This is a genomic window from Lentzea californiensis (assembly GCF_024648825.1).
GTDB classification, from domain to species: domain Bacteria; phylum Actinomycetota; class Actinomycetes; order Mycobacteriales; family Pseudonocardiaceae; genus Lentzea; species Lentzea californiensis.
In genome coordinates, this window is record NZ_JANBBE010000001.1 from 1,581,553 (window position 1) to 1,594,044 (window position 12,492).

Sequence of the window (12,492 nt, forward strand, 5' to 3'; positions counted from 1 at the left end):
CGCTCACGAACCGAAACTTCGGGCGCGCGCTTCCTGTTTCATCACCGATCGCGGAAAGGGTGACCCTTGCCGTCTGACATCAGCTCCGCAGGCATCGCCCGAGGCGTCTCGGGCTACGACTCGACCAGCCGCAAGGATGTTCTTCGCCGCGTTGAAGTCCCGGTCGTGCCGGGTGCGGCAGCTCGGACACGTCCAGTGCCGGGCGGAAAGCTTCACCTCGGCGAGCAGGTACCCGCAGTTCGAGCAGGTCTTGCTGGAGGGGTACCAGCGGTCGACCGCGACCAGCGAACGACCGGCTCGTTCGCACTCGTACTCCAGCTGCCGCCGGAACTCGCCCCAACCGGCATCGGAGATGGCACGGGAGAGCCGACGGTTGCGGACCATGCCAGAGACGTTGAGGTCTTCGATCGCGATCAGGTCTGCCGACCGCACCAACGCGGTGCTGGTGCGATGCAGGAAGTCCTGCCGCGCGTTGCGTACCTTGCGATGAGTACGAGCGACCTTGGCCTTGGCTTTGTGCCGGTTGTTGCTGCCGCGTTGACACCGAGCAAGTCTGCGCTGGTAGCGGGCAAGACTTCTGGCTTTGCGGGCCGAGTTTCGCGGATTGGCGATCTGGATGCCGTCACTGGTCGTCAGGAAGGTCGCCAGTCCGAGGTCGAGCCCGATCGCGCGGTTCGTGGGTGGAGGGACAGCAGGCTTGGGAGCGTCCACGGCGAAGCTCACGTACCAGCGGCCATCAGGCTCGCGGGACACCATCACCATCGTTGGATTCAGTTCGGTGACGTCGATGTGGTCGAAGGACCAGATGAACCGCAGTGGCGCGCTCGTCTTGGCCAGGATGAGCGAACCGTCGCGCATCCGGAACGCCGATCGGGTGTAATGCGCGCTCTGACGGGCCGTCCGCGATTTGAACCTCGGATAGCGAGTACGTCCGGAGAAAAAGTTCTGGAACGCCGCCTGTTGGTGCCGCAACGTTTGCTGCAACGGCACACAAGACACCTCCGACAGGAACGTGAGTTCCTCACCCCGCCTCCACGTGGTCAGCGTGGCGCTTGTCTCTCTGTACGACGTGGGTGCGTTTTCGGTGCGATAGCGGCGAGTCCGTTCGCCCAATGCCTTGTTCCACACCAGACGCACGCACCCGAGGGTGCGCGACAGCACCGCAGCTTGTTCAGGGGTCGGGTAGGCCCGGCGTTTGTACGCCGTTCGCACGAAGAACAACCAACCGGGAACGCCATGACTGGTTGGACGCGGGCTTTCGGTGGGAGGGCATTGTGATCGACCTCCTTCGCCTCGGCTTCTTCGGCATGCGGACCCGCCCGATCCGCGCGGTGTTGTCCGCCCTGGGCATCGCGATCGGCATCGCCGCCGTGGTCGCGGTGGTCGGCATCCCGGCCTCCAGCGCGGCGGCGCTGAACGAGAAGATGTCCAAGCTGGGCACCAACCTCCTGACGGCCGCGCCCGGCCAGGACTTCTTCGGCCAGGACGCGAAGCTGCCGGAGACGGCGGTGCCGATGGCCAAGCGGATCGGCGCGGTGTCGGCGGCCAGTGCCACCGGCAAGCTCTCCGCGAGCGTCCGCAAGAACGACCTCGTGCCGGCGAGCGACACGCTCGGGCTGCAGGTGCAGGCGGCGGAGAAGGACCTGCTGAAGGTGCTGGGCGCCGAGGTCCGCAAGGGCCGGTGGCTGTCGCCGGGCGAGAAGTCGGTGGTGCTCGGGGGCACCGCGGCCTCACGTCTGGGCGTGGACGAGCCCGGTGTGCAGCTGTGGCTCGACGGGCAGTGGTTCACCGTCGTCGGCATCCTCGGGCCGTTGCCGCTCTCGCCGGAGATCGACAGGTCGGCGCTGATCGGCTGGGAGGCGGCCAAGGAGGCGTTCGGGTTCGAGGGCCACGCGAACACGGTCTACGTGCGCACGTCCCCGGACCAGGTGGACAACGTCCGCAACCTGCTCGGGCCGACGCTGAACCCGCAGAAGTCCAACGAGGTCAAGGTTTCGCGGCCGTCCGAGGCGCTGGAAGCGCAGCAGCTGGCCGAGAGTTCCTACAACGCGCTGTTCCTGGGCCTGGGCGGGGTCGCGTTGTTGGTGGGTGGCGTCGGCGTGGCGAACACGATGGTGATCTCGGTGCTGGAACGGCGCAGGGAGATCGGTCTGCGGCGGGCGCTCGGGGCGACCCGGCGGCAGATCCGGTGGCAGTTCCTGACCGAGTCGGTGCTGCTGTCGGGCCTCGGCGGACTGGTCGGCGTGATCGTGGGAATCGCGGTCACGGCCGGATATTCGATCAGTCAGCAATGGCCTGCGGCACTGCCGTGGCCGGCCCTGCTCGGGGGAGTGGGCTCGGCGGTCCTCATCGGCGCCATCGCCGGCGTCTATCCCGCGGTGCGGGCGGCACGCCAGTCGCCCACGGAGGCGCTTGCCTGAAAAAGCCCTGGGGTGCACCGGCAAGCGAGTCGGTGCACCCCAGGCTGCTACTTCAGGAACTTCAGAGCTGGCCGACGACCCAGTCGATCGCCTCGGTCAGGATCGTGACGTCGTTCGGCTCGATGGCCGGGAACATCGCGACGCGCAGCTGGTTCTTGCCGAGCTTGCGGTACGGCTCGACGTCCACGATGCCGTTGGCGCGCAGCACCTTCGCCACGACGGCGGCGTCGACCTCGTCGGAGAAGTTGATCGTGCCGACGACCTGCGAGCGGTCAGCGGCCTTCTCGACGTACGGCGTGGTGTACGCGGTCTTCTCGGCCCAGGAGTACAGGCGGTCGCTGCTGTCCTTCGTGCGCGCGACCGACCAGTCGAGGCCGCCGTTGCCGTTGATCCAGTCGATCTGGTGCGCCAGCAGGAAGAGCGTGGCGACCGACGGCGTGTTGTACGTCTGGTCCTTGGTGGAGTTGTCGAGCGCGGTCGGCAGCGACAGGAACTCCGGCACCCAGCGGTCCTTGAGCTCCTCGACGCGGGCGAGAGCGGCCGGCGACATCAGCGCGAGCCACAGGCCGCCGTCCGAGGCGAACGACTTCTGCGGCGCGAAGTAGTAGACGTCGAAGTCCTCGGCCTTGACCGGCAGGCCACCGGCACCGGACGTCGCGTCGATCGCGATCAGCGCGTCGCCGGAGCCCTCGATGCGCGTGACGGGCATCGCGACACCGGTCGAGGTCTCGTTCTGCGCCCAGCCGACCAGGTCGGCGCCCTCGGCGTAGAAGAGCTCGGGCGAGGTGCCCGGCTCGGCCTTGGTGACCAGCGAGTCCTTCAGGAACGGCGCGGTCTGCGTGACCTTCGCGAACTTGGAGGAGAACTCACCGTTGGTGAAGTGCTGCGCGGTCTCGCGGACCAGTCCGAACGACGCCGCGTCCCAGAACGCCGTGGTGCCACCGTTGCCGAGCACGACCTCGTAGCCGTCCGGCAGCTGGAACAGGTCGCGCAGTCCGGAGCGGACGCGGCCGACGAGGTTCTTGACGGGCTTCTGCCGGTGGGACGTGCCGAGCAGTGCCGCACCCTCGGAAGCGAGGGCCGCGACGGCCTCGGGACGCACCTTGGACGGTCCACAGCCGAAGCGGCCGTCAGACGGCTTGAGCTCGGCGGGAAGCACCAACGAGGTCGGATCGGCGGTCTGGGTCATGTGGTCACGCCTCCGGGGCGATTGACGAGCTTCAGGGACCTGACCGGCGCCGTTGCCGGAGTTCACAGTGTTGCAGGAGGGTAGCCGGGAGGTGTCAACCGGGTGTCCTGCGTCACTGCAACATGCCTCGATCCAGGGCTGTGGTGACCGCGGCCGTGCGGTCCGAGACGCCCAGCTTGTTGAACACCCGCAGCAGATGCGTCTTCACGGTCGCCTCCGAGATGAACAGCGTCCGGCCGATCTCGACGTTGGACATCCCCTTGGCGACCCACTTCAGCACCTCGGCCTCGCGTGCCGATAGAGGCGGGGTGCGGACCTGCCCGACGACCTTCGCGACCATCGACGGCGCCAGCACGGTCTCACCCCGCGCCGCTGCCCGGATGGCCGCGATGAGGTCCTCGGTCGTCGAGTCCTTGAGCAGGTAGCCGGACGCGCCGGCCTCGACCGCGCGAAGGATGTCCGAATCCGTCTCGTACGTGGTGAGCACCAGGACGCGCGGCCCGGTCCCGGCGATCTTCGCGGTCGCGGCCACACCGTCCATTTCGGGCATCCGCAGGTCCATCAGCACGACGTCCGGCTTCAACAGCGCGGCCTTCTCAATGCCTTCCTTGCCCGAGCCCGCGTCGCCGACGACCTCGAGGTCGTCCGCGACGAGCATGCCCTTCAAGCCCTGACGCACCACGGGGTGGTCGTCCACCAGCAGGATCCTGATCACAGCGGCACCTCCACCAGCACTGACGCTCCCTCGTCCGAGGACAGCGAGAGCGTCCCACCCACCTGTTCCAGCCGTGCGCGCATGCCCCGCAGGCCGAAGCCCTCCGGCGCGTCGCCGAACCCGCGGCCGTCGTCGCGCACCTCCAGCGAGACACCGTCCTGGTCGAACCTCATCACGACATCGACCCGTGACGCCCCGGAGTGCCTGGCCACGTTGGTCAGCGCCTCCTGAACGGTCCGCAGCAGCACCACCTCGGCCGAGGTCTGCAGCCCCACCGGATCGCCGATGACCCGGAAGGAGGACTCCAGCTCCACGCCGTTCACCAGCCGCCGCAACGCCTCCTCCAGCGACGAACCGTCCAAAGGCGACGGTGCGTTGGACGCGACCAGGGCCCGTGCCTCGCGCAGGTTCTCCCGCGCGGTCTGCAACGCCAGCTCGACGTTCGGCTGCGCGCCCTGCAGCAGCGTGATGATCGACGTGAAGCCCTGCGCCAGCGTGTCGTGGATCTCGCCGGCCCACCGGGCCCGTTCGGCCTCGATGGTGAGCGCCTCGATCCGGTTGAGCAGCTCGGCGCGTTGCCTGCTCTGCTCGGACATGCGGCTGATCGCCCAGCCGAACGCCTGGGAGAACGCGATGATCAGCAGGGCGGCCGGCCAGGGCAGTGCCGGCACGGCACCGGCGGCCCAGGTCAGGATCTGCGGCGTGAACACGAACAGCGCCATCGGCCAGAACGCCCACGCGACCGGCAGCACCATGTAGATCTGAGGGACCAGGCCGAACAGGGCGAAGGTCGCGTTGCCGCTGAACCAGACCGCCGGGGCGAACGTGGCGAGCGAACCGGCCGCGTAGATCAAGCCGTGCCAGTCGTCGTGCCCGCGCTTGACCAGCTTCTTGCCGTAGAGCAGGAACCACACGCCGTTCAGGGACAACAACCCCGCCGCAGACAGCCGGTCGGCGAGCGTGTTGTCGTCGATCAGGATCAGCACGAGCGCGGTGGCCTGGGTGATCGCGAAGAGCACGTACCAGGTGATCAGCGACTGGTGTTGCTCCACTTGAAAGTCCTGCTCACGAGAACCAGGCCCACGATCGTCCACGCTCCCAGCACCAGCGCGATCTTGCCCAGCTCCCATGATCCCGCCGCCTCCATGACCGCGTAGTCGTCGTTCAGTGCGAACACCGAGCGGAAACCCTGACACACCCACTTGAGCGGGAAGAACGAACCCACCGTGCGCAGCGACTCGGGCAGCGCCATCTGCATGATGAACACGCCGCTGAGGAACTGCAGCACGATGTACGGCAGGTTCAGCACGCCCGCCGCGCTGCGGGTGGACTTCGCGATCGAGCTCAGCGCGACGCCGATCAGCGAGCACGAGATCACGCCGAGCGCGAAGACCCACCCGAAGGTCAGCCACTTCCCGGCGGTCGAGGGCAGCTCCACGTCGAACCGCAGCACGGCGACGACCATCAGCAGCACGGCCTCGACCAGGCTCGACACGAAGACCAAGATGATCTTGCCGATGAAGTAGGACGTGAACGGCATCGGTGTGCCGCGCAGGCGCTTCAGCGTGCCGTCCTCGCGGTCGGCCACGACGCTCATGCCCAGTCCGACGAACGACGTCGAGATGATGCCGGCGCCGATCATGCTGGCCGCGAACATCTGCGCGGCGGCGGGTTCCTTCACGTAGACGGTGCCCAGCAGCAGCATCAGCAGCGCGGGCAACGACACCGTGAAGATGAGGTTCTCCTTCTGCCGGAAGAACTCCCGCAGCTCGGTCGCACCCCTCGAGAGACCGAGCGACAGGGTTCCGGGCAACGTTGCGGTGGTCACGCGATCAGCTCCAGGTAGACGTCTTCCAGCGACGGGCGGGTGACGGTGAGTTCGGCGAGCTCGCCGTGCCTCGACAGCTCGGCGATCGTCTTGGTGGGCTCGGAGGTGCGGATCTCCTGGTAGCCCCGGTCGGACAGCCAGCGCACGGCCGCGTCGGCGTGTGCCCGGCCGCCGAGCGTCTGCGGCGTGCCCTCAGCGACGACCCGGCCGCCCGCGAGCACCGCCACGCGGTCCGCGAGCGCCTCCGCCTCGTCCAGGTAGTGCGTGGTCAGCAGGATCGTGGTGCCCTCGGCGGCCAGCCGCTTGATGAGGTTCCAGAACTGGCGGCGCGCCTCGGGGTCGAAGCCGGTGGTCGGCTCGTCCAGGAACATCAGTTCCGGGCGGCCGATGATGCCGAGCGCCACGTCGAGGCGGCGCCGCTGGCCACCGGAGAGCGTGCCGCCGCGGGACTTGGCCTTCTCGGTGAGCCCGACGAGGTCGATGACCTCCTCCGGATCACGCGGGTCCGCGTAGTACTTGGCGTAGTGGTGCACGGCCTCGCGGACCGTGAGGTTCGCGGCGTCGGTCGCGCTCTGCAGGACGATCCCGAGCTTCGCGCGCCACTCCCTGCCCGCCTTGGCCGGGTCGGTGCCGAGCACGCTGACCTCGCCGGCGTCGCGGTCGCGGTGCCCCTCCAGGATCTCGACGCTCGTGGTCTTGCCCGCACCGTTCGGGCCGAGGACGGCGAACACCTCACCGCGGGCGATGTCGAGGTCCACCCCCGCCACCGCCTGGTGGCCCTTATAGGCCTTCTGCAGGCCCCTCACTCGGATCGCGTTCATGGGATGAATCCTGCGTTTCCGAAGGGCTTGCCAGGGACGACCGCACCGCTGACTCCGGCTGTCAACCGGTCGGTGGACACGCGGTCGTGTTTCGGCCGTGTTTCCACTCCGCGATAGCGCGCTTTCGCGTGTTAGAACGGCGGAGTGCATCTGACGCCGCATGAACGGGACAAGCTCCTCGTGCACGTCGCTGCCGACGTGGCGCGGCGGAGACTCGAACGCGGAGTGCTGCTCAACTACCCCGAGGCGGTCGCGTTGATCACCGACCACGTGCTCGAGGGCGCGCGGGACGGCCGCACCGTCAGCGAGCTCATGGAGAGCGGGCGGACCGTGCTCGCGCCGGAACAGGTCATGCGCGGCGTCCCGGAGATGATCGACTCGGTGCAGGCGGAGGCGACGTTCCCGGACGGCACGAAGCTCGTCACCGTGCACCACCCGATCGCGCCCTCGGCCGGTCCGGCGCCGGGTGAGGTGCTCGTCGGCTCCGAGCCCGTCGAGCTCAACCCCGGCCGGCCGCGCGTGACGATGGTCGTCGTGAACGTCGCCGACCGGCCCGTCCAGGTCGGGTCGCACTTCCACTTCGCCTCGGTCAACACGGGGCTGTCCTTCGACCGGGAGGCCGCGTTCGGCTACCGGCTCGACATCCCGGCGGGGACTGCCGTGCGGTTCGAGCCCGGTGTCGAGCGCGAGGTCACGCTGGTTCCGCTGGCAGGTTTGAGGATCGTCCGGGGGTTGCAGCGATGATCGACCGCGAGCGTTACGCCGAGCTGCTCGGGCCGACGGCCGGTGACCGCATCCGGCTCGCCGACACCGACCTGTTCATCGAGGTCACCGAGGACCGTTCACGTGGTGCGGGCTCGGGCGACGAGGTGATCTTCGGCGGCGGCAAGGTGGTCCGCGAGTCGATGGGACAGGGCGTCGCGACCCGCGCCGAGGGTGCTCCCGACCTGGTCATCACCGGTGCGGTGGTCCTCGACCACTGGGGTGTCGTCAAGGCCGACGTCGGCGTGCGGGACGGCCGGATCATCGCGATCGGCAAGGCGGGCAACCCGGACACGATGGACGGCGTGCACCCGGCGCTGGTGATCGGCCCGTCCACGGAGATCCTGTCCGGCAACGGGAAGATCCTCACCGCGGGCGGCATCGACTGCCACGTCCACTTCATCTGCCCGCAGATCGTGGACGAGGCGCTGGCGTCCGGGCTGACGACGCTGATCGGCGGCGGCACCGGTCCGGCGGAGGGCACGAAGGCCACCACCGTCACGCCCGGAGCCTGGTACCTCGACCGCATGCTGACGTCGATGGACCACATGCCGATCAACGTCCTGTTGCTGGGCAAGGGGAACACGGTCTCCGAGGAGGGCCTGCGCGAGCAGTTGGCAGGCGGTGCCGGCGGGTTCAAGCTGCACGAGGACTGGGGCACCACCCCCGCCGCGATCGACGCCTGCCTGCGCATCGCGGACGAGTCCGGCGTCCAGGTCGCGATCCACACGGACACGCTGAACGAGGCCGGCTTCCTGGAGTCCACTGTGGACGCCATCGGTGGCCGGTCGATCAACGCCTACCACTCCGAGGGCGCCGGTGGCGGGCACGCGCCGGACATCATCCGCGTGGTCTCGCTGCCGAACGTGCTGCCGTCGTCGACGAACCCGACGCGCCCGCACACCGTCAACACGCTCGAAGAACACCTCGACATGCTGATGGTGTGCCACCACCTCAACCCGTCCGTGCCGGAGGACCTGGCGTTCGCCGAGTCGCGGATCAGGCCGACCACGATCGCGGCCGAGGACCTGCTGCACGACTTGGGCGCGATCTCGATGATCTCGTCCGACTCGCAGGCGATGGGCCGCGTCGGCGAGGTGATCATCCGGACCTGGCAGACCGCGCACGTGATGTCGTCACGTCGTTCCATGGACGCGAACCTGCGAGCGCAGCGGTACGTCGCCAAGTACACGATCAACCCCGCTCTCGCGCACGGGATCGCCGACGAGGTCGGGTCGGTCGAGCCCGGCAAGCTGGCCGACCTGGTGCTGTGGGAGCCCAAGTTCTTCGGCGTGCGGCCCTCGGTGGTGCTGAAGGGCGGGTTCATCGCGTGGGGTGCGATGGGGGACGCGAACGCCTCGATCCCGACACCGCAGCCGGTGTGGGCGCGACCGATGTTCGGTGCGACGGCCGGTGCGGCCTCGTCGGTCTTCTTCGTCGCGCCGTCGGCGATCGAGGCCGGTGTCGGCGACCGGTACGCGCGGCGGGTGCTGCCGGTGGCCTCGACGCGTGCGGTGACCAAGGCCGACATGGTGCACAACGACGCGATGCCGGACGTCCGGGTCGATCCGGACAGCTTCGCCGTGCACGTCGACGGGGACCTGGTCGTGCCTTCGCCGGTCGCGGAACTGCCGATGGCCCAACGGTACTTCCTGTTCTGATGCTGACCGCGCTGATCCTCGCCGACTCCCGCTTCCCCGGCGGCGGCCACGTGCACTCCGGTGGGCTGGAGGAGGCCGCCGCGCGTGGCCTGGTGCACGACGAGCCGTCGTTGCGGGCGTTCCTGCACGGCCGGTTGCTCGGTGCCGGGTTGCTGGCGGCCGGGTTCGCCGCGGCGGCGGCCCGGGGTGAGGACCTCGCGGTGCTGGACGCGGAACTGGACGCCCGCACGCCTTCGCCTGCCCAGCGCGCGGCTTCGCGGGCGCAGGGGCGCGGCATGCTGCGGGCGGCTCGCCGGGCCTGGCCTTCCGCCCGGCTGGACGCGTTGCCTCGCGACCCCCACCAGCCGCTGGTGATCGGGGTGTTGGTCGACGATGCCTTCGAAGCTGCTCTGACCTGCGCTTATCTTGCCGTGAGCGGGCCGGCGTCGGCGGCTGTCCGGTTGCTCGGGCTCGATCCGTTCGGGGTCAACGCGATCGTGGCCTCGCTCGCTGTGGAAGACGTTGCTTCGCGGGCGTGCGAGGAACTGCCCGCGCTGGGTTCGCCTGCCTTGGATCTCCTGGCCGAGGCACATGTACGACGTGAAGGGGTGCGTCTCTTTGGGAGCTAACCACGGGCCCGACCCGCATGATCACTACCACGGAGCCGCGCCGCGCATCGGCATCGGCGGCCCGGTCGGCAGCGGCAAGACCGCGCTGACCGCGGCGTTGTGCCGTGCGCTGGGCTCGCAGCTGGAGCTCGCGGTCGTCACCAACGACATCTACACGACCGAGGACGCGGACTTCCTGCGCCGGGCCGGGGTGCTCGACCCGTCGCGGATCGAGGCGGTGCAGACGGGATGTTGCCCGCACACCGCGATCCGGGACGACATCACCGCGAACCTCGACGCGGTGGAGCGGCTGGAGCACCGGTACTCCGGCCTGGACCTGGTGATCATCGAGAGCGGCGGGGACAACCTGACGGCGGTGTTCTCGCGCGGGCTGGTCGACGCGCAGATCTTCGTCGTGGACGTGGCCGGCGGGGACAAGGTGCCGCGCAAGGGCGGTCCCGGCGTCACGACCGCGGACCTGCTGGTCATCAACAAGACCGACCTGGCGCCGTTCGTGGGCGCGGACCTGGACGTGATGATCTCCGACGCGCACCGGATGCGCGGGGAGCTGCCCGTCATCGCCCAGTCGCTGGTCGAGACGCCGGACGCGCCCGAGGTGGCGAAGTGGGTGCTGGCCCAGCTGTGAGGGCGGATCTGTGAAGGCCTCGGCGCGGCTGGTCGTCACGCTGGACTCGCACGGCAACAGCGTCGTGCGAGTCCTACGGTCGATGACACCGTTGACATTGGTGCCGCACCGGCGCGTGGGCCCGCTTGCGTTGGTGCACCTGGTTTCCTCGGTGACGGCACCCCTGGGCGGCGATTCGTTGTCCCTGACCGTCGAAGTCGGTCCTGGAGCCTCGCTAGAGCTTCGAGGTGTTGCGGCGACACTGTTGTTGCCCGGTTCGTCCGGTGAGGAGTCTTCGTCCTCGGTCCGGTTCCTGGTCGAGGGCTCTGTTCGCTACCTGCCCGAGCCGACCGTCGTGACGAACCGTGCGAATCACACTTCCGTGGTAGAGGCCGAATTGGACGGTCACGCTCAGTTGCGAACTCGCGAGGTTCTCGTGCTGGGTCGTGCGGGGGAGAAGCCGGGCACGTTGTCGTCCTCGGTGCGCGCAACCCGTTGTGGCAAGCCGTTGCTGCACCAGCAACTGGTCGTGGGCGATCCCTCGGTCGACGCTTCGTCCGCCGGCCTGGCGGGCAGGAGGGTCGTCGGCACCGAGGTGGTGCTGGACTCGGTGGAGCGCGGGACGGACGGCGGGGAGTGGTGGAGCGTCGTTCCGTTGGCGGCAGGCGGAAGCCTTGCCACCGCATTGGGTGATGACGTGGTCACCGTCACACGTGTGCTCGATGCCATCTGACTCGATCACGAATTCGATCCAGAACTGTTCTTTGCACGGACAGTCACCGTTCAGGTGGTGGTCATCACCGCGCAGGCGGTTTCGGGATCGGGCGCCCGTGCGTATGGTCGCGGGTCCAGGGACCACGAGTTCTGCCGCCGCTTGGAGGTTCGCCGATGACGGAGACCACGAACATCGCACTACCGGCGATGCGCGTGTCCTACGAGCAGGGCTCGCTCAGCGAGCCGGAGCTTGCCGCCACCTGGCACGAACAGCTCCAGCTGTGGCTCGACGAAGCGACCAACGCCGGGCTTCCCGAGCCGAACGCGATGGTGCTCGCTACCACCGACGTGAAGGGCCGGCCTTCGTCGCGGACCGTGCTGGCCAAGGGCTTGGATGCTCGCGGGTTGGTGTTCTTCACCAACTACACGTCCAACAAGTCGCACGACCTGATGGCTACTCGCTACGCGTCGGCCACCTTTCCGTGGTTCGCGATGCAGCGGCAGGCCCACGTGCGTGGGGTTGTGGAGAAGGTCGGGCCGGTGGAGACCGCCGAGTACTGGAACTCCCGGCCCCGTGGGTCGCAGATCGGGGCTTGGGCTTCGCCTCAGTCTCGGGTCGTCGGTGGGCGGTCCACTTTGGAATCTGCGCTTCACAAGATCGAGCGGCAGTTCGCCGACACCGAGAAGATTCCTGTGCCGCCGCATTGGGGTGGGTGGCGGATTCGGCCTGAGGAGGTCGAGTTCTGGCAGGGGCGGCGGGATCGGATGCATGATCGGTTGCGGTTCCGGGATGGGCGGGATGGGTGGTCTTTGGAGCGGGTCGCTCCGTAGGTCGTCCGGATTGGGCTTTTGAGCTTTTGCGGATGGGGTGTCTCCTGTGGGCGGGAGGCGCCCCTTTTGCTGTTCCTGGCCGGCTGTGCTGGCCTGTCCGCGACTCTTGTGGGTGGTCGCCTTGCGGGCGGCCTGGTTGCGGTTGCGTGCGTTTTTCTGAGGGCGCTGCCCCCAGACCCCCGGCAATCTGATCGGGGGTGGCGCCGCCTGTGGGTTGATGGCACGCCTGTTGTGTTGGGCGGCCGCCGGTTGGTTTGAGAGCGCCCGGCCCGTGTGGAAGGACGGCTCGCCTTCGGCATCGCGTGCGGGAGGACGGCTCGCCTTCGGCATCGCGGTGAA

Annotated in this window: 13 protein-coding genes; 7 read left to right on the forward strand and 6 right to left on the reverse strand. The window is 68.6% G+C overall.

What is annotated here, in order from left to right:
- Window positions 1–3: 3 nt before the first annotated feature.
- Window positions 4–1,212, reverse strand: coding sequence for an RNA-guided endonuclease InsQ/TnpB family protein (locus LX88_RS08215; RefSeq protein ID WP_258947154.1), 1,209 nt, complete (start codon window positions 1,210–1,212; stop codon window positions 4–6).
- Between the two features lie 95 nt (window positions 1,213–1,307).
- Between LX88_RS08215 and LX88_RS08220 the strand changes: the two genes are divergently transcribed.
- Window positions 1,308–2,420 (forward strand): ABC transporter permease, encoded by a 1,113-nt coding sequence (locus tag LX88_RS08220; protein ID WP_258947644.1) that lies wholly within the window; start codon window positions 1,308–1,310, stop codon window positions 2,418–2,420.
- Between the two features lie 61 nt (window positions 2,421–2,481).
- Here the strand turns inward: LX88_RS08220 and serC are convergent, their stop codons facing one another.
- The 5 genes from serC to LX88_RS08245 form a co-directional block, all read right to left on the reverse strand.
- Window positions 2,482–3,609: a phosphoserine transaminase gene (gene serC / locus LX88_RS08225; protein WP_090065397.1), complete on the reverse strand. Its 1,128-nt coding sequence runs from the start codon at window positions 3,607–3,609 to the stop codon at window positions 2,482–2,484.
- A gap of 112 nt (window positions 3,610–3,721) precedes the next feature.
- Window positions 3,722–4,324, reverse strand: a complete 603-nt coding sequence (locus LX88_RS08230; protein ID WP_258947155.1) for a response regulator — start codon at window positions 4,322–4,324, stop codon at window positions 3,722–3,724.
- Window positions 4,321–5,376: a sensor histidine kinase gene (locus LX88_RS08235; protein ID WP_258947156.1), complete on the reverse strand. Its 1,056-nt coding sequence runs from the start codon at window positions 5,374–5,376 to the stop codon at window positions 4,321–4,323. Before LX88_RS08235 ends, LX88_RS08230 begins: the two co-directional genes overlap by 4 nt.
- Window positions 5,355–6,152: an ABC transporter permease gene (locus LX88_RS08240; RefSeq protein WP_258947157.1), complete on the reverse strand. Its 798-nt coding sequence runs from the start codon at window positions 6,150–6,152 to the stop codon at window positions 5,355–5,357. Before LX88_RS08240 ends, LX88_RS08235 begins: the two co-directional genes overlap by 22 nt.
- Window positions 6,149–6,973, reverse strand: a complete 825-nt coding sequence (locus LX88_RS08245; RefSeq protein WP_258947158.1) for an ABC transporter ATP-binding protein — start codon at window positions 6,971–6,973, stop codon at window positions 6,149–6,151. Before LX88_RS08245 ends, LX88_RS08240 begins: the two co-directional genes overlap by 4 nt.
- A gap of 144 nt (window positions 6,974–7,117) precedes the next feature.
- On the opposite strand from LX88_RS08245, the gene LX88_RS08250 reads away from it, so the two are divergent.
- From LX88_RS08250 to pdxH, 6 genes are all read left to right on the forward strand, one after another.
- Window positions 7,118–7,717: an urease subunit gamma gene (locus LX88_RS08250; protein WP_258947159.1), complete on the forward strand. Its 600-nt coding sequence runs from the start codon at window positions 7,118–7,120 to the stop codon at window positions 7,715–7,717.
- Window positions 7,714–9,396, forward strand: a complete 1,683-nt coding sequence (locus LX88_RS08255) for an urease subunit alpha (RefSeq protein WP_258947160.1) — start codon at window positions 7,714–7,716, stop codon at window positions 9,394–9,396. Before LX88_RS08250 ends, LX88_RS08255 begins: the two co-directional genes overlap by 4 nt.
- Window positions 9,393–10,004, forward strand: a complete 612-nt coding sequence (locus LX88_RS08260; protein WP_258947645.1) for an urease accessory protein UreF — start codon at window positions 9,393–9,395, stop codon at window positions 10,002–10,004. Before LX88_RS08255 ends, LX88_RS08260 begins: the two co-directional genes overlap by 4 nt.
- On the forward strand, window positions 9,994–10,629 hold the full coding sequence (gene ureG / locus LX88_RS08265) for an urease accessory protein UreG (RefSeq protein WP_307789562.1): 636 nt from the start codon (window positions 9,994–9,996) through the stop codon (window positions 10,627–10,629). The genes LX88_RS08260 and ureG overlap by 11 nt, the downstream gene beginning before the upstream one ends.
- A gap of 10 nt (window positions 10,630–10,639) precedes the next feature.
- Window positions 10,640–11,341: an urease accessory protein UreD gene (locus LX88_RS08270; RefSeq protein ID WP_258947161.1), complete on the forward strand. Its 702-nt coding sequence runs from the start codon at window positions 10,640–10,642 to the stop codon at window positions 11,339–11,341.
- Window positions 11,342–11,496: 155 nt separating this feature from the next.
- Window positions 11,497–12,153, forward strand: a complete 657-nt coding sequence (pdxH, locus tag LX88_RS08275; RefSeq protein WP_258947162.1) for a pyridoxamine 5'-phosphate oxidase — start codon at window positions 11,497–11,499, stop codon at window positions 12,151–12,153.
- Window positions 12,154–12,492 lie beyond the last annotated feature (339 nt).

Bases quoted from the DNA above. Each gene is read 5' to 3' on its own strand.
- LX88_RS08245 (WP_258947158.1), bottom strand. From the start codon at position 6,973: ATGAACGCGATCCGAGTGAGGGGCCTGCAGAAGGCCTATAAGGGCCAC.
- pdxH (WP_258947162.1), top strand. From the start codon at position 11,497: ATGACGGAGACCACGAACATCGCACTACCGGCGATGCGCGTGTCCTAC.
- LX88_RS08255 (WP_258947160.1), top strand. From the start codon at position 7,714: ATGATCGACCGCGAGCGTTACGCCGAGCTGCTCGGGCCGACGGCCGGT.
- LX88_RS08220 (WP_258947644.1), top strand. From the start codon at position 1,308: ATGCGGACCCGCCCGATCCGCGCGGTGTTGTCCGCCCTGGGCATCGCG.
- serC (WP_090065397.1), bottom strand. From the start codon at position 3,609: ATGACCCAGACCGCCGATCCGACCTCGTTGGTGCTTCCCGCCGAGCTC.